Origin of the sequence: Streptomyces sp. DT2A-34 (assembly GCF_030499515.1) — a bacterium.
Lineage (GTDB): Bacteria > Actinomycetota > Actinomycetes > Streptomycetales > Streptomycetaceae > Streptomyces.
Genome location: NZ_JASTWJ010000001.1, coordinates 4,437,080 through 4,453,673 on the forward strand (window position 1 = coordinate 4,437,080; position 16,594 = coordinate 4,453,673).

The 16,594-nt window shown below is 68.6% G+C and carries 11 protein-coding genes and 1 tRNA gene; 6 read left to right on the forward strand and 6 right to left on the reverse strand.

Going from position 1 to position 16,594, the window contains the following annotated elements:
* Positions 1-415 precede the first annotated feature (415 nt).
* Positions 416-2,281 (forward strand): hypothetical protein, encoded by a 1,866-nt coding sequence (locus QQM39_RS19535; RefSeq protein WP_301998314.1) that lies wholly within the window; start codon positions 416-418, stop codon positions 2,279-2,281.
* Between the two features lie 83 nt (positions 2,282-2,364).
* On the opposite strand, the gene QQM39_RS19540 is transcribed toward QQM39_RS19535, so the two are convergent.
* The gene (locus QQM39_RS19540; protein WP_301998315.1) at positions 2,365-2,619 is read right to left on the reverse strand and encodes an integrase; all 255 of its coding nucleotides are present in this window, start codon (positions 2,617-2,619) and stop codon (positions 2,365-2,367) included.
* A 90-nt stretch (positions 2,620-2,709) separates the two neighbouring features.
* On the opposite strand from QQM39_RS19540, the gene QQM39_RS19545 reads away from it, so the two are divergent.
* From QQM39_RS19545 to QQM39_RS19555, 3 genes are all read left to right on the forward strand, one after another.
* Entirely contained in the window at positions 2,710-3,348 is a 639-nt protein-coding gene (locus QQM39_RS19545) for a helix-turn-helix domain-containing protein (RefSeq protein ID WP_301998316.1), read from the forward strand.
* 1 nt (position 3,349) lies between these two features.
* Positions 3,350-4,990: a site-specific integrase gene (locus QQM39_RS19550; RefSeq protein ID WP_301998317.1), complete on the forward strand. Its 1,641-nt coding sequence runs from the start codon at positions 3,350-3,352 to the stop codon at positions 4,988-4,990.
* A 508-nt stretch (positions 4,991-5,498) separates the two neighbouring features.
* Entirely contained in the window at positions 5,499-7,178 is a 1,680-nt protein-coding gene (locus QQM39_RS19555; protein WP_301998319.1) for a hypothetical protein, read from the forward strand.
* 28 nt (positions 7,179-7,206) lie between these two features.
* Here the strand turns inward: QQM39_RS19555 and QQM39_RS19560 are convergent, their stop codons facing one another.
* On the reverse strand, positions 7,207-9,729 hold the full coding sequence (locus tag QQM39_RS19560; protein ID WP_301998320.1) for a tetratricopeptide repeat protein: 2,523 nt from the start codon (positions 9,727-9,729) through the stop codon (positions 7,207-7,209).
* A 386-nt stretch (positions 9,730-10,115) separates the two neighbouring features.
* Here QQM39_RS19560 and QQM39_RS19565 point away from each other — a divergent pair, with 386 nt between their 5' ends.
* Together QQM39_RS19565 and QQM39_RS19570 are read left to right on the forward strand one after the other, a co-directional pair.
* Positions 10,116-11,153, forward strand: a complete 1,038-nt coding sequence (locus QQM39_RS19565; RefSeq protein ID WP_301998323.1) for a hypothetical protein — start codon at positions 10,116-10,118, stop codon at positions 11,151-11,153.
* Between the two features lie 583 nt (positions 11,154-11,736).
* Entirely contained in the window at positions 11,737-12,300 is a 564-nt protein-coding gene (locus QQM39_RS19570; RefSeq protein WP_301998325.1) for a hypothetical protein, read from the forward strand.
* Between the two features lie 16 nt (positions 12,301-12,316).
* On the opposite strand, the gene QQM39_RS19575 is transcribed toward QQM39_RS19570, so the two are convergent.
* The 4 genes from QQM39_RS19575 to QQM39_RS19590 form a co-directional block, all read right to left on the reverse strand.
* A complete protein-coding gene (locus tag QQM39_RS19575) occupies positions 12,317-12,955 on the reverse strand; it encodes a hypothetical protein (protein WP_301998327.1) in 639 nt (212 codons plus the stop codon).
* Positions 12,956-13,209: 254 nt separating this feature from the next.
* Positions 13,210-13,283 (reverse strand) — tRNA-Thr (locus QQM39_RS19580).
* A gap of 239 nt (positions 13,284-13,522) precedes the next feature.
* Positions 13,523-15,172 carry an alpha/beta hydrolase gene (locus tag QQM39_RS19585; protein ID WP_301998329.1) on the reverse strand — a complete coding sequence of 550 codons (1,650 nt, stop codon included), beginning with the start codon at positions 15,170-15,172 and terminating at the stop codon, positions 13,523-13,525.
* A 136-nt stretch (positions 15,173-15,308) separates the two neighbouring features.
* Positions 15,309-16,514: a DNA polymerase III subunit delta' gene (locus QQM39_RS19590; RefSeq protein ID WP_301998331.1), complete on the reverse strand. Its 1,206-nt coding sequence runs from the start codon at positions 16,512-16,514 to the stop codon at positions 15,309-15,311.
* Positions 16,515-16,594 lie beyond the last annotated feature (80 nt).

Here is a 16,594-nt window from a genome sequence, read left to right on the forward strand (position 1 = left end):
GCTGGGATCTTCGAGCACGTTGAATTTCGTGCGTGGTGAACAGTCGGTGGTTCTCCGAGATCAGGGCCGCCATGCCGAGCGACGTGCTGATGGCCTTCACTCAGTTTCCCTGACGGGCCTTCGATGCCTGTACGACGCGGTCCGGCAGGTGTTGGAGACCGACAGCACCCAAACCCCGTCCGCCAATCGAGTGATCAGCGCGTCATGCAGCTGGAGCCCGACGGGCGGATGGGCTAGTTTGCTCTCGCCTGGCCTCGGACGCGGCCAGTTCTGGATGCCTGCCCCGACCTCAGAGGGCATTGCCCGGAGAACCTACGTCGTTTGCCCCTCATCTCGCTTTCTGTCTGCTGTCGCTGTGTTGACACGCGCCTTCGCTGCCCAGGTCGGGGGGCGGCTTCTGCGGAGGGAGCGCGTCATGTACAACCTCGACCAAATCAGTAACGCCGCCGCCCAGCTCACCGGTGAATCTCTGGAAGGCGCGCGGCAGCGCCTCGACGCACTTCAACGTTTCGACAAGTTGATCCCTGTCGCTTGGGCGGGACAGGCCCTGTTGGAGTCCGTGCTCGTCTCCGCACTGGGCTCCGTGACTGGGCAGAGCCGGCCGTTCGGTGTGCGGGAGGCCAAGCCCGTGAACGAGGGGCTGGTGCTCCGCGTGGAACGACCCGAGGATGTGCAAGCCCTGTTCGAGCTGCTGCCATACCAGCCGAAGAGGGGGCCGTGGCGCGGGGTGCGCGGACTGGTCGTCCAGACCGACGCCAAGCGACTGCGGTTCGGATTTCGTACCTGGGTGTACGAGCGGTCGTGGCGGGCTGCCGAGCCAACGGTGTGGGTGACCGGACCACATGGGGTGGACCTGCCCGCGCTGATGGCCGCCCACGAAGAGCGGATCCGGACGGCTGGGCACAGCACACAGTGGGATCCTCAGCGTCCGGAACCTGGGCCTCGGCGGAGAGAACCGGCAGCGCGCAGTCTGGTGCGCCAGCTCAGCGCCTCCTCCGCGATGGGCAGTGCCCTTCTGCGGCGTCCACGCCTGTGGGACAGCTTGGCCGGCTACGCCGGGGTGCGGATGGCCACCCAGATGACCGACTACGGACTCGACTGGATCCTGGAACGCCATGTGGCCGGACCACAGTTCGACGACGCTCGACTCATCGAAGTGCTGACCGACCGCATCGTGGGCTGCGGCCTACGACTCCTGGACCACGCCTGCGGCACCGAAGAGTGCACGGTACGACTGGCCCCGCGGCCCGGGACGTGGGACTGGAGGGGTGTGCTCACCGTGCGCAGCCATAAGGCCACGTCCCTGCCACACGTTCAGGTGCCCGGTCCGCGGCCCCTGACCGCGATCGGTGATCGGCTAAGCGTTAGCCGTCCAGTCACCGGCCTCGACGGTCCAGATCGCGGCGTCCAGGACCACGACGGTGTCACCATCCAGCTCACAGGGGTGCCACACACCGGCGGCATGCACCGGGACGATCTGTCCTGGGTGGCGGAGCAGATCGCGGCCGTATGGACGACGCAGGGCCTGGTCACCGCCATCATCCTGGCCCGGGACCGGGACGGCTGGATCGGCTTCCGTGACCGTGGGCAGCCGACATGGGCCACGGCCCCGGTCCCGGGTACAGCCGAGGGGTGGCGGCGACTTCGTATCGCCCCGCCACCTGGAGAACTCTGGGCGCTGAAAGTCTCCGACGATGACGAAGCAGTCGTCGGTGCGCTTGCGGAAGCCCGACGTCGCTTCGACCGCGTCTTCCTGATCAAAAGGAACGACGACTGGCCCTGGGAAGAACACTCTCTTAGTCGGCTCACCGACGTACGCATCCTCGTGCACCGGGCAGAGCCCTACGAACGGCGTATCCCGCTCCCCGCCGAATCCGGACAGGACACCGACGCCGTGATGCTGACACCCGCAGAATCGGCGATGCAGTGGCGACAGCAGGAACTGGGCCGCTGGACCTCGAAACGCCCCCTGACCGGGATGCTGCTCGTCAACTCCGCCTCCCACGACGTACAGCCCGACGACTTCGACGTGGCCGTCGAGAACGAGCTCGCCCGCTACGGGACACCTGTTCTCGGGCGCTTCCCCGCCAACCAGCCAATCGCTCACGGCCCCGGGCTTAGCCCGCACCCGCCCACCGTCCTGGACCCACAGACCGATCAGCCCACGCACGCCCAGATGATCGCTGCGGCGAACGCTCTCACCCGCCGCCTGTGGCCTGACTCCCCTCTTGCCGGCGAGCCGCCCAAAGCCCCGGGTGCTCCCGTGACTTCACCCAGTTGACGTTCCATACGGCAGTGGGGCCAGCGACGGCATCCGGCTCCGCTGCCGCCCCGTCCGTCGACTCCCCGTTAGAGCGCGCTCAGCTAGGCGCACAGCTGCCCGCGCTCGGCCTCCTGCTCCTGACCTACGCCGAGAATCCGATGCAGCTCCGCCGTGACCACGCGATACGCGTTGCCCAGCTTGAGGACGGAGACCGGGTACTCGCCCCTCTTCGCCAAGGCGTATCCCGTGCTGCGGCCGATGGTCAGCGCCTTGTTGGCCGTATCGAGGTCGACGGCAACAGGCAGAGCGAGCAGTTCGTCGCGGGTCATCCCCCGGGCAGGCTTCGATGTCGCCATGATGCATTCCGATCGTCGATGCGTGCAGTGACAGCAGAACGTGTACCACTGATGTTGCAGCCACTCATTTTTGCGACGTAAGTTGTAGCTATGATGAATCGAGATTGGTCGCCGAGCTTCACCGCCCGCGTAGCCGAGCAGATGCGCCAGGCCCGCAAGACCGCCGGCCTCACCGTGGCGGAGGCCGCACAGGCGTGTGCCGAGCTGGGCCTGGCGGTCCCCAAGACGACGATCACGAATCTTGAGACCGGGCGCCGCAACTCGATCGATCTGGCGGAATTCCTCGTGCTCGCCGAGGTCTACAAGGTGCCGCCGATCAGCCTGCTGTTCCCCTTGGAGACGGACACCTCCGTCGCCGTGCTTCCCGACCGAGAGGTCCCGACCTGGGAGGCCGTCGCCTGGTTCACCGGCGAGACACCGTTGACCGAGCCCGCACCGCAAGGCTCCGCCCGGGAAGTGCTGGACACATTCCGCGCCCACAGCGACGCCGTGGCCACGGCTGCCGCATCCACCCGCCTTGCGAAGGATCGGCGGCGGAAGGCCAGCATCACGCTCGACTCCGGTCGGCGCGAGACTCTCCTGGAAGCCGCTGCCTCGTACGAGCAGCTCGCCTTTGACGACTGCAGAGAGCTACGGGAGTTCCGCCAGGCGATGCGGGGACGCGGGCTGGTTCCGCCCGCCCTCCCCGCCGATCTCTCGTTCGTCGACGAACCCGACCCCCAGGACTAGCGTGACCAGCACCACCTCCTCCGGAGGCGCAACCACCCGCCGCTGTTCGTGCCGCAACCCGGAAACCGGCAAGAACTACGGCAAGTCGTGCCCCAAACTCGCCAACCGACGTCACGGCACCTGGGCGATACGCCACGAGTTGACCAACCGGTCCGATGGCACCCGCCGGGAGTTCCGTCGCAGCGGTTTCGAATCCTCGGCTGACGCGACCAAGGAACTGAACAAGGTCCGTGCGCTGCTCGCCATACCCGAAGAGGACGATCCGGCTGGTCATCTCGCGATCAGCGACATGCTGGAAACCTGCTCCAAGAGCAAGGAGCCGCTGCCGGACTACGACGAGACGCGTCGGCGGCTCGCCGCCGGGCAGGCCCTCAACCCCAGGATGTCGGTGTCTGAATGGCTCGACCTCTGGTTGGGCGGCAAGAAGCGCCTCCGCGTGGGCGGCCACAAGCGGTACGAGAGCGACATCCGGGTCCACCTGAAGCCCCATGTCGGGGAAGTACGGCTCGACAAGCTCAACGTCCCGCACCTGGACCGTATGTTCGACGCCATCAACGAGGCGAACATCGAGATCCAGGAACAGAACGCCCAGAGGCGGGCGGCTCTCGACGAGCTCAAGGCCATCCCCTGGAAGGGCGCCGAGAACCGCGCCCGCCGTAAGTGGCTCAAGGCCGCCATCGATCAGATGCCGCCCTTCCGTCGGGTGACCAGCGTCAACACCCAGCACCACATCAGGGCCACGCTCCGCGCCGCACTCAACACCGCCATCGCGCAGCGGATCATCCCGAACTACAACGCGGCCGAGCACGTCGAGATGAAGCCCGGGACCAAGCCCAAGGCTCTCGTCTGGACCGAGGAGCGGGTGGCCCACTGGCTGGCTACCGGCGAGAAGCCCAGTCCGGTGATGGTCTGGACTCCGGAGCAGACCGGCCAGTTCCTGGACCACGTCGAGGGTGACCGTCTGGATGCCATGTGGCGTCTGATCGCCTTCCGCGGCCTGCGTCGAGGCGAAGGATGCAGCCCTCGCTGGATGGACTTCTCCAAGAGGACGCGCTCCCTGGAAATCTCCACCCAGCTCGTCCAGGACGGCTGGGAGGTCCTCGAAGGCCTCCCGAAGACCAACAGCGGCATCCGGTCCGTCGCCCTCGACGAGGAGACGGTGGACGCACTGGAGCGACGCAAGCTTCTCCAACAGGAGGAGAAGCGCAAGTGGGGCGACGCCTGGAAAGACACGGGTCGCATCTTCACCGAGGAGGACGGCTCCCTCCTCCACCCGGGCAAGATCTCCGACCTCTTCGAGCGACTCGTCGCCGAAGCTGGACTCCCGCCCATCCGCCTGCACGACCTGCGTCACGGCGCCGCGACTCTCATGCTCGCCGCTGGCGTCGACATCAAGGTCGTCTCGGACACGCTGGGTCACAGCGACAGCCGCATCACGCGCGACATCTATCAGTCGGTACTCGATGACCTCGCGCGAGCGGCGGCAGAGGCCGTCGTAAAGCTCGTACCACGCGCGCCGCAAGCGATCCGCTCGGTGATCGAACAGCGAGCGACCCGACCCGCCCTCTCCGTCGGTGCGTCGCCCCGCTGTACGTGCAAGTGCACGTGCGGTGCTACTCAAGGTGAAGCACTCACGGCATAGTCAGTTCGCCTGTCGTTGGCCCCGGGCGCAGGACCGTCGGTTCCTGTGCCCGGGGTCTTTCGCTCTCACCTCCGCCATGCTGCCGAGGTGGTCGACATTCCAGCGGACCTATCGTCCATGCCCCGTCTACGAACCCGCGTTTCGTGCCTCAGCGCCAACCGCCGATCACGCGACCGAGGCTTACATTGCAGTCGGCATGGTTCGTTACCGTGTACGAGTTCAGACACTGCCCCACTGACCACAAGGTCACCCAAAGGATTGCTAACCGGCTTGAAATGCGATAAAGGCACCATAGCCGCGAGCCGCGAGCCGCGAGCCGCGAGCCGCGAGCCGCGAGCCGCGAGCCGCGAGCCGCGAGCCGCGAGCCGCGAGCCGCGAGCCGCGAGCCGCGAGCCGCGAGCCGCGAGCCGCGAGCCGCGAGCCGCGAGCCGCGAGCCGCTGACCGACTGGAGGCGTGGGTTTGTTAGAGGCGGTCGGCTTGTTCGGTAGCCAGCCGCTTCGCGTTCCCGTGGGACAAGACGCCCATCGGTGGAGCACCTTCCACGGTGAACGCACTCTTGTCGTCGCCGCCCGCACGGTCACCTCGACCGTACGCGCCCTCGAAACACTGCCGTCGCTCCTGCGCGACGACGCCCGCGTGACCGTCGTCTTCGCCTACGACCCCACTTCCGCTTTCAACGACGGCGTCCTCGGCCTCCTCCACTCCGCCGGCTGTCGGGTCGCTCCCTGGGAGCAGCTGGGGCAGATCGCCCCCGACCTAATCCTGTCCGCCAGCGAGAACATCGACGTGCCGGAGGGCGACTGCCCGGTGCTGGTGCTGCCGCACGGCGTCGGCTTCCAGAAGTTCGTGCCGGATTCCCGGAGTCACCACGAGCGGCTTTCCGGAGTTGTGCCGGATTCCCTGCTGGAGTCGGGACGTGCCTGGCTTGCGGTCTCGCATCCGGCGCAGGAGGAGCAGTTGCTCGCCACCCATCCCAAGGCGGCCGGTCGCACGCTGCTGGTCGGTGATCCATGTTTCGACGAGTTGGTGGGCAGCCGGTCGCGCAGGGGGGCGTACCGAGAGGCGTTGGGCGTCGCGGAGCATCAGCGTCTGGTTGTGGTCAGTTCGACCTGGGGCCGCACCTCACTCCTGGGGAGTCTCCCGGATCTTCTCCCGCGTCTGATCGCCCAACTGCCCTGTGACGAGTACCGGGTCGGCGCGATCGTCCACCCCAATGTGTGGTCGGCCCACGGGGCCTGGCAGATCCGCACCCTGCAGGCCGCGGCCCTGGACGCGGGTCTGCTGCTGATGCCGACCGTCCACGCCTGGCGGCCCGCGCTCGTCGCCGCCGACCTCGTCGTGGGCGATCACGGCTCCGTGACGCTGTACGGCGCGGCGGCCGGCACCCCTCTGCTGCTCGCGGCATACGGCAGCGACGCGGTGCCCGGGACCGCCGTCCACGAACTGGCGGCCATCGCGCCCCGGCTCGAACCGCGCGGAAACCTGCGCCAGCAGGTGGAGGACGTCATACGCGGGCACATGCCCGAGCGGTACGCCGCCGTCGCCGCGCAGGCCTTCGCCGAACCCGGGCATGCCCTGGCCAGGCTCCGCACCGCCCTCTACCGCCTACTCAAGCTCCCTGAGCCGTCCTCCCGCCCGCCCGGTCCCCTGATTCTGCCGGTTCCGGATCCGCCCGCCTCGCCGGTCACCTCGTGGCAGGTAACCACCACCGTCACCGGGAACAGCGTGGCGCCGAGCGTCACCGTGCACCGCTTTCCGGCAACCGTCACCTCGTACGGCAAGACCAGCCCGGAGTCCGCCGCCCTGTTCACGCACCTGGCCTGCGTAGACGACGAACGCGACCGTCGGCTAACCGAGAGCGCCTCGGTTCTCGTCCGACGCCAGCCCACGCCCACGTCGGTCGGAGCACTGTGCTGGATCGAGGACGCCCTCGCCCAGTTGCCCGGAAGCCTGCTCGCGGCGTCGGCGGTGCGCGGGGGCACCTGCCTGGTCGGCCTTCGGGACGGCCCGGTCGTGGAGGCGGCGGTGACCGGTCCGGCGCCGGATCCGGGCCTGCTGGCCGCGATCGTCTACGCCTGCCTGCGCGCGGGACTTCCGTTGGACGGTGCCCAAGTGGCACTGCGGATCGGTGACCTGCGGGACGAGGACGTCGTACTGCGCCTTCGTCCCGCGCCGCCGAGCGGATAGCCCCTGCTCACCTCACCGGGAACCGGACTCAGCGGTCGAGATCGTCCAGCCGTCGCCGCAGCTCCTCCACCTCGCGCTGGTTGCCTAGCGCCTCGTAGATGTCGGCGGCCCGGCCCATGCACTCGCGCACCAACTCCTCGTGACCACCAGCCCCCTTGGCCACGTCGGCGAGCTGTACCCAGGCCTGGGCCTCGTACTGCATCCCGTCCGCCACCTCGGCCAGTTCCCCGATCGCCTCCCGTAGGTCGTGGATCGCCTGCCCGGTGTCGCCGAGACGACCGTGTGCGACGCCAATGGCGGCCTTCACTCGTGCCGCCATCCGCCGGTCGGGCTCCCTACGGTTCTCCAGTTCCCGCTGTGCCCGGCGCAGCAGGTCCATGGCCTCCGCGTGATCTCCCTGGGCATCCAGCGCGCATCCGAGGAAGAAGGTGGCGAGGGCGACACCGCGGGTTTCCCCGGCCTGTTCGTTGAGTCGGAGGGAGCGCCGGTACGCCCCGGCCGCTTCGGTCGGTGCGACGACGTCCAGGTACCGGCCGAGGAATTCCTGGACGGAGGCCTGCAAGGCGAGGCGATCGGTCGCCGCCGCCAGGTCGACGGCCCGCTCCAGTTGCTCTCCCGCGCGGTCGTTCTCCCCGAGGTCCAGCAGTGGACGTGACAGTAGGCTGCGCAGCCGGGCACAGCCCGCCGTGGCCTCCTCGTCGGTCTCCCCTGCCATGTCTGCCGCGGCGATCGCTGCCTCGGCCGCCTCGATGCCCAGGTCCAGTGTTTCCGTCCATGCCCTGAGGTAGCGGTGGTAGAGGAACAGCACCGAGAACGTCTCGGCCAGCCGCCAGGCCAGGGTGTACAGCCCGTGTCCGACAGCCTCACGCAGTACCGCGAGAATGGAGGAGCGCTCGGTGTTCAGCCACTCCAGCGGCGCTGGACCGCCGACTGCGGCGAAGGGGTCGCGGGCGTTCCCCAGCAGGTCGTCGAGCTCGGCGATCCGCAGCCGCTCCTTCCTCAGCGCCCGGTCGGCGAACGCGCTCAGCACGAGATAGTGCGTGCCTACGCGCTCTGTCAGTGCCACCTGCTCGGTCTGCGGCTCCTCCTCGGCCGCGCACTCGCGGGCATGCAGACGAACCAGATCGTGCATGCGGTACCGGTCGTCGCGCATCTTCTCCACCAGGCTGGCCTTCGCCAGCACGCCCAGCAGACGCTTCGCGCTCCCCGGGTCGACACCGACAGTGACCGCGGCCACGCCGGCGTCGAAGAGACCGAACGGCAGCCATCCGAGCAGCCGGTAGAACCGGGCTGCGTCGGGCGGCAGCAGCCGGTAGGAGGGACCCAGAACTGCGGACACCGAGGACTCCTCCCCGTCCAGCGCGAGCCCAGCCAGTCGGCCGGCCTCGTCGTCGAGTTCGGCGGCCAGTTCCGCCATGCTGAGACTCTCCTCGTCCAGCCGCGCCGCCACCACCAGCAAGGCCACGGGCAGCCCGTCACACAGCTCCACTAGCCGCCGCGCGGCCTCCGGCTCGGCCTCGACCGCCTCAGGCCCGCAGTGGTCCTTCAGCAGTTCCAGCCCGCCATGTATATCCAGCGGCTTGACGCGGACGAACCGGGCACGGCCGCCCTGGACCGCCAGTTCACTGATCCTGGTGTGACTTGTGGCGAGTACGGCGCTACCCGCCCCCTTGGGAATCAACGCGCGAACCTGTGCAGGCTGGTTCACGTCGTCGAGGACGAGAAGGATGCGCAGCTCGGCCGTGCGCGACCGGAACAGATTGGTCCGGTCGGGGAGCGAGTCCGGAATGCCGAGCTCGGCTCCCGGCAGCGACCTCAGGCACATGGCCAAGGCTTCGGAGACATCCCCGCCAGGACCGGTCAGCGCCGTGGCCTCATTACGCAGGGCCGCAAAATCCACGTACAACTGCCCGTCCGGGAAACGCCCCTTGACCCTCTCCGCGCACCGCCACGCCATGGCCGACTTACCGACCCCCGGAGGTCCGAACAGCACATCGACGCCCACGGATCCGGAGCCGCCCGCCAGCGCGCCGAGCCTCGCCTCCAGATTCCCGAGTTCGGCCGTCCGATTACTGAACGGTTCGCGCGCGACCGGCACTTGATCCGGCCTGGTGTACCCGCCCACTGCAGCCGAGGGCGCCGGGGGGACGTGGTAGTGGATGCCGCCGTGGATGGGTGAGCCCTGGAAGACCGGGCCGTGGTACACCCCGCCGCTGACCAAATTGACGAAAGTGCGCGACTCGTCCGGCGCCAGCTCGGACAACAGCCGCGCCAGTTCCTCAGCTGCGCCCGGATCCTCCTGGAACAGGCATTCCAGCCGCTGCCGCAGGCGCGCTTGGACAACCGCCTGCGCCTCTGCGTCACCCACTGTCCCGGCCCGCCCCAACTCCTCGTGCACGGCTTGCAGTTCCTCCTCGGCGACCTCGTCCGAAGCACGTCGCCCAAACAGCCGGGTCAGCCCGCTCTTCGCCCGCTCATACGCATCCGAAACCATCAACCCGGCCAACGCCGTCGCCCCCGACGCAGCAAGAGCCGCCAACTCGGCTTCCACACAGCCCCCTTCGCCTATCCAGTCCCTCAAGGCAGTCGGACACCAACCGTAGAGAGATCTTGGACGCTTGGACACCCCAGCCCGCCGCGTACTCCATGGTCGCCTCCCGTTCCGGGAACAGGGGGCTCCTTCCATGATCGAAGTCGACAGACACTACTGCGCACGGGTGAGTGCACCGGCGTATCGCATGACATTGACTGACCGTGACGGCACCATAGGAGACGGCCTTACGGGAGGCCCCTTCCTGACACCGCCCGACCGCGGTGTCGTCCCAGGAGAAAGAAGTCGAGGTCTGCTCCACCCGTCGCAGTACCCACAGCACCAAGTCGAAGCAGTCCGCTCTCGTACCTGCCGTGCTGGGTCGGCAGCGCGCGAGAGGGACAGATGTGCCGCATGGATACAGCGACCGCAACGCCAAGCGTCTACGCCGCTACACAGGACTCACGCACGCCCAGGCCAAGCAGCTACTGAAGGATCGGGCAGGCAAAGTCCCTCGCATCCCAGCGGCCACTGGACCTCAACGCCTCCTCGAAGCCCTGATCTTCGAACACCTGCGTGGCGATGTCGACTACTTCGCGCACCCCATCGGGATCAGGTCCGTCTTTCCGCAACACGACAGCCTGGTCGTCTCGCTCGACGCGTCTTCAACCCGGCGCGGTTACCCGCTGGTGGCACACGCGCTGGACGGGTTGCTGCCAGCCGAACTTCCCAAGTCGGAGCAGAGCGAGGACGACGTCCGAGTCATCGGCGTACCCGGAATCCGGATCACACGAGCCAGCCGAAAGGGGCTACGAGTCTCGCTCGCCGGGACCAAGGCAAGCGTGTTCCTCACATGCGACGCCAGCACCAACTGGGCTGACCTGCTTGCCGATCACCGAGCACAGCTGGAAGCAGCGCGGTATCGGCCGTGTTGGAGCGAACCGAAGATGACTCCGGCGGAAAGGGCGTTCCACCAGGACCACGCGGAGATGGCCCGGGCCGTTGAGGAAGCATCCTGGCTACCGAGCGGGCTGCTACGCCGGAGCGCACTGCTCCACGAGGTGAGCGCCGCGTACTGCACGCGCTACTGGGTGACGTGGGACCAGTGGCGGATCGAGCTCAAGCACGATCCGGGAGTCAAGCCTCCCCACAACGCGTTCATCAATCACTTGACGGACCCGAAATGGGGCATGAACCTAGCCGTTGACAAACTGCACTGCCAGTGCGATGTGCAGTGGGCGGACCCTCACTACGACCGACAGTGCACGGTCGAGCTCAGCAGCCCCACAAGCCGGCCCGGTGTGCTCCAGGTACGTTTCCGAGCGATGGGCACGTGGTGCAACGCCTACGACACCTACCGGGACCTGAAGCGTGCGGGTGCCAATCCGGCATGGCTGCGCCGGGTGATGCCACAGCACCACCACCGAAGGCGAATCGTCAGCTGAGCATGGACACCGCCCCGCTGACGACGACCGATGAGCCGTAGCCCGAAAGGGTCGTCTTGCGCGCGGCAGACCCCCTCTGTGGCCTGAGCCCGGTTAGAGTCCTCTCCGAGGGCTGGGACAGCCCATAGGCTGGCGGTCTGCCCGGGCAGACTTGCAGGTAGGCCTCCAGGGTGTGATGCCCAGTCCCGCGCTTATGCGCTTCAGTCGCCGTGTCCTGCACAGCCCTGTGCCCAGCGGTCGAGTTCATCCCGGGTAATCGGCCGCGGAACGGGGTTCCCGTGTCACCGCACAAAAACGACCGTGCCCTACGTCAGGCCCTTCGGGACCACCTCTACGTGCACCAGCGGGCAATCGAACGGGATGCCGCCGGCCGTCCCGTCTTGGACAGCGCCGGGCCGGCGCAGCAGGTCTTCCAAGCCATGCTGGCCACGTGTCTGATGAGCACCCATGAGGCGCGACATCCCATCGAGTCCCTCGCAGGGTCCTCCTGTCGGACGTATCCCTCTACGCGAATGCGATCATCTCGCGTCCCGCCCAGCTGGACATCCACACGAGCACTGCGTGCCGCGTCGCTTCACGATTGATGCCGCTGCTCCACGGTGGGAAGGTCGCCGGGATTCCGGGGCTCCGGCTGGAAGGCCTGAACAAGCGCCGACTGCGCTTGGTGCACATCCCCACGGGCGGCCGTCTCGACCTCATCGACTCCCGTGCTTCCAGGGGGGATACGCGCCGCGACTTCCGGCGATGGCTCACGATCGAAACGCGGTGGCATAGCGACCCAGAGGTGACAGCGGCTCTTTGGAGACGCTCCGATCTCGTCCTCGAAGAAGCAGCCCTCGCCGAGCACTGGCGAGGCCAACCGTGCACTCCCCTACGCAGTGCGCTGATGACCCGCGCAATGCTGCTCTGGTACAAGCTCGGCATCAGGCCGGCCTGGGCCGAATCGACCGTCGGCCAGAACCGGACATTGCCGCACCTTGCATGGAAGGCCGAAAGAGAGCGAAGCGATGCCTGTCACGTGGCGGCCATGCTGACGCGATCACCCGCCCGGATTCCAGGCGCTGTCTACGAGCCGTACGACACATCCACCGGACTGCTGGTCCTCAACGAGGCGGCAATCCTGCTGAAAGCAATTCCTGTCGCGTAGCCCACCGATGGGGCGGCTATCCAGCAGCCTGCTCGCGGAGCCCCCGGGCCATTGCGGCATGGCGGCGCATAACCGGGACCGTGCCGACATCCACCACGTGCTGACCATGGTCCTCGTCACACGGGCAGATGCTCCATCCACCCGTCTCGACTTGGTCAGCCACGGTGTCCACCAGCTCGGCCAGTTCGTCCAGCACGCCCACGGAGATCTCCGCCGCGCCATCGGCGTGGTTCTGCACGAGGGCCGCACCGAGCTCGGTAGCAAGATCCAGGAGGTGAGCCTCAGCTGCTCCGTCGTCGTTGAGGCCGGCGTACTTGCCGGCTTGCGCGGCGGCCATGACCAAGTGACCAAGCAACTCGACGGGAGCGCTGACGGGGCGGTCGTCGATGCGGACCGGCCGCTTGGCGTGCGGGCTGGAGACGCCCTGGTCCTCTTCCCTCGCCGCCTTCATGATGATCTCCGCGACTGCTTCTGGGGTCACCAGATGCACGGCTTCTTCCTGGTCCATGCCGATCCGCTGAGCCATGACCTCGACGAGGTGCGCCGCAACACCCCGTACCGATGTCGCCTCGACCTCGACGCCATAAGTCAGCAGCACTGCGCCCGCCTGTGCCACCAGAGTCTTGAACGGGAGAATGCCCAATGGATCAGCCACGGTCCCAGCCTAGAAGCGCGAGTTGGAGCGTTTCCACAAAACCGGCTTGCTCGCCAGGAAACCTCGTCGGACCCTCCGACGGCGCAGCCGCCCCTCCCCTCGCGCACCCCCGTGCACACGCTCTGCACTGATGCGCTCCCCTCGCGCACCCCTTGGATTTCGCGGCACGGACCGACGGAACATCTGAGGCCGACGCAGTGCCCCAGAACAAGAGAAAGCCCAGGTCAGCGGCGTCTGACCCGGACTTTCACAAGAGCCGCCTTCGGGATTCGAACCCGAGACCTACGCATTACGAGTGCGTTGCTCTGGCCATCTGAGCTAAGGCGGCGCGCCGTCCGCACTATGGTGCGATCAGCAACGTCGGTAAGTCTACACAGTTTCCGAGGGTGCTCCGTACCACCCCCGTCCAGCCCCTGCTCCGGCCCTGTCCCAGGCCCCTCCCGTCCCCGGAGCGAGGGCTTCCGGCGCCGGAACAGGGCCGGAAGCGCGCCGGACCAGGGCAGGAAGCGGGCCGGAACAAGGCCGGAAGCGGGCCGGAACAAGGCCGGAACAGGGCCGGCTGAGAGCCTACGAGCAGCGCTTGTCGCGGGTGGGCGGCGTCCCCCGGAGGAGATACGCGTTGATCGCCTTGTCGATGCACTTGCTGCCCCGCCCGTACGCCGTGTGACCGTCGCCGTCATAGGTGAGCAGCCGGGCCGAGGAGAGCTGGCCGGAGAGGGCGCGGGCCCAGCGGTACGGGGTCGCCGGGTCGCGCGTGGTGCCGACCACGACGATGGGGGCCGCGCCCCTCGCCTCGATGCGGCGCGGCTCACCGGTGGGCGCCACCGGCCAGTACGCGCAGTTCAGGGTGGCCCAGGCGAGACCCTCACCGAAGACGGGGGATGCCTTTTCGAAGGCGGGGAGGGATTCGCGGACGTCGTCGGGGGTGGCGAAGGCCGCCGGGAGGTCCAGACAGTTCACGGCCGCGTTGGCGAACATCAGGTTCGTGTAGCGGCCGTCGGCGTCGCGCTCGTAGTAGCTGTCGGACAGGGCGAGGAGACCCGCGCCGTCCTTCTCCCGCATCGCCGAGGACAGCGCGTCCCGCAGTTGCGCCCAGGCCCCCTCGTCGTACATCGCCGCGATCACGCCGGTGGTGGCGAGGGACTCGCCGAGTACGCGGCCGTCCGGATCGCCGGTCGGGATGGGCCGCGCGTCGAGCTTCCTGAAGAAGGCCTTGAGGTTCTTGCCGACGTCACCGGCCTTCCTGCCCAGCGGGCAGTCCCGATGCCGCACGCAGTCCCGCGCGAACGCCTGGAACGCCGTCTCGAACCCCGCCGTCTGGTCGAGGTTCAGCCGGCGGGCCGGCAGAGAGGGGTCCATCGCCCCGTCCAGGACCAGCCTGCCCACCCGGTCCGGGAAGAGCCCGGCGTACGTCGCCCCGAGGAAGGTGCCGTACGACGCCCCCACGTACGTCAGCCTCTCGTCGCCCAGCGTCGCCCGCAGGAGGTCCATGTCCCGGGCCGCCTCGGCGGTGGAAACGTGGCGCAGGAGGCCGGGCGCGTCGGCTCCGCATCCTTCCGCGAACCTCTTGTAGGTGGCGACGAGTTCGTCGGCCTCCTTCGCGTCGTCGGGCGTGAAGTCCGTCTGCGTGTACCTGTCCATCTGGCGGCCGTCCAGGCATTCGACGGGCTCGCTGCGGGCGACTCCGCGCGGGTCGACCGCGACCATGTCGTACCGGGCGCGCACGTCGGCCGGGTAGCCGATCCCCGCGTACTGCTGGAGGTAGGCGACCGCCGAGCCGCCCGGGCCGCCCGGGTTCACGAGCAGCGACCCGAGCCGCCCGCCCGGCCCCGTCGCCTTCTTGCGGGCCACGGCGAGCTTGATGTTGCCGGCGCCCGGCTCCGCGTAGTCCAGCGGCGCTTTCATCGTGGCGCACTGGAAGCCGGGCGTCCCGCAGCTGCGCCAGGTCAGCTTCTGCCGGTAGTACGGCGTGAGCGCGGCCGGCGTCGACCGCGGCAGTGCGGCCAGCGCCGCCTCGGCCGCCGGTTTCCCGGAGGCCGCCGGGTTCCCCGAGTGTGTCGACCCCCCGGAGGAGCAGGCGGAGACGAGCAGCGCGGCAACGGCGACGAGGGTGCCGGCCGCGTGGGCTCGCCGGGGGTTCTGGCGGCGGGTGCGTGGGCCGTGGCCGGGGCCGGTCGGGCTCGGGTCTGTGCTGACTGGAGTGCGCCTGATGTGCATCAGGCGAGCGTAACTCTGTGCAGCGGCTCGAATGCCGTGCGTGCACACCACGGCTCGTACGGGTTACATGGTCGGCCTCCTGTTGATCACTCGCGGGTGAGAGGGGCGGGACGAGTGGACGCGGGCGGCGGCTGCTTCAGCCCGCTCTGAGTGCCATGGTCATCGCCTCCACCGCGAGCAGCGGTGCCACATTGCGGTCGAGGGCGTCGCGGCAGGCGGCGATCGCCTCGATCCGGCGCAGCGTGGACTCCGGGGCGCTGTCGCGGGCGAGGCGCTCCAGAGCGTCCTCGGCATCGGTGTTGGCGAGGGCCACGCGGGAGCCGAGCTGGAGGGCGAGGACATCGCGGTAGAAGGCGGTGAGGTCGGTCAGCGCCAGGTCGAGGCTGTCGCGCTGCGTCCGCGTCCGGCGCCGCTTCTGCTTGTCCTCCAACTCCTTCATCACGCCCGCCGTGCCGCGCGGCATCCTGCCGCCCTGGACCGCGCCCAGCGCCGCCTTCAGCTCCTCGGTCTCCTTGCCGTCCATCTCCTCGGCGAGTTGCTTGGCGTCCTCGGCGGCGGCGTCGACGAGCTCCTGGGCGGCCTTGAGGCAACCGCCGACATCGCCGAGCCGGAGGGGCAGCTTGAGCACGGCGGCCCGGCGCTCACGGGCGGCCGGGTCGGTGGCCAGGCGGCGGGCCCGGTCGACGTGCCCCTGCGTGGCGCGGGCCGCGGCGGCGGCGACCTCGGGTTCGATGCCCTCCCGCCGTACGAGCATGTCGGCGACGGCGTCGACCGAGGGCGTGCTCAGGTTCAGGTGGCGGCAGCGGGAGCGGATGGTGGGCAGGACGTCCTCGATGGAGGGGGCGCAGAGCAGCCAGACCGTACGGGGGGCCGGCTCCTCAACGGCCTTCAGGACGGCATTGGCCGACTTCTCGTTCAGCCGCTCGGCGTCCTCGACGAGGATGACCTGCCAGCGGCCGTTCGCCGGTGAGGTGAACGACTTGCGGACGGTGTCCCGCATGTCGTCGGCGAGGATCTGGGTGCCGACGGCGGCGACGGTGCTGACGTCGGCGTGCGTGCCCACGAGCGCCGTATGACACCCGTCGCAGAACCCGCATCCGGGAGCGCCGCCGAGCGCCCGATCAGGACTGACGCACTGCAGAGCGGCGGCGAACGCCCGCGCCGCCTGATTCCGCCCCGCCCCGGGCGGCCCCGTGAACAACCAGGCATGCGTCATCTTGGAGGCCTCGGGGGGTGGCGCGTCGGCAGCGGCGGCGGTGACGAGGGCATCGGCGTCCCGAGCGGCAGCACCCAGCTGCTCACTCACCCTCTCCTGCCCCACCAGGTCGTCCCACACGCTCATGGGTCCCGCCGCCCTTCGCTCACATTTCGCGGTGCGGGATCCATTGTGCGGGCCGGCACTGACAACGGGTGCCGGGGCGG

What these genes read in the sequence shown, in the direction of transcription:
- QQM39_RS19570 (WP_301998325.1), top strand. Translation starts at nt 11,737, where the DNA reads ATGCCGCTGCTCCACGGTGGGAAGGTCGCCGGGATTCCGGGGCTCCGG.
- QQM39_RS19535 (WP_301998314.1), top strand. Translation starts at nt 416, where the DNA reads ATGTACAACCTCGACCAAATCAGTAACGCCGCCGCCCAGCTCACCGGT.
- QQM39_RS19590 (WP_301998331.1), bottom strand. Translation starts at nt 16,514, where the DNA reads ATGAGCGTGTGGGACGACCTGGTGGGGCAGGAGAGGGTGAGTGAGCAG.
- QQM39_RS19540 (WP_301998315.1), bottom strand. Translation starts at nt 2,619, where the DNA reads ATGGCGACATCGAAGCCTGCCCGGGGGATGACCCGCGACGAACTGCTC.
- QQM39_RS19585 (WP_301998329.1), bottom strand. Translation starts at nt 15,172, where the DNA reads ATGCACATCAGGCGCACTCCAGTCAGCACAGACCCGAGCCCGACCGGC.
- QQM39_RS19545 (WP_301998316.1), top strand. Translation starts at nt 2,710, where the DNA reads ATGATGAATCGAGATTGGTCGCCGAGCTTCACCGCCCGCGTAGCCGAG.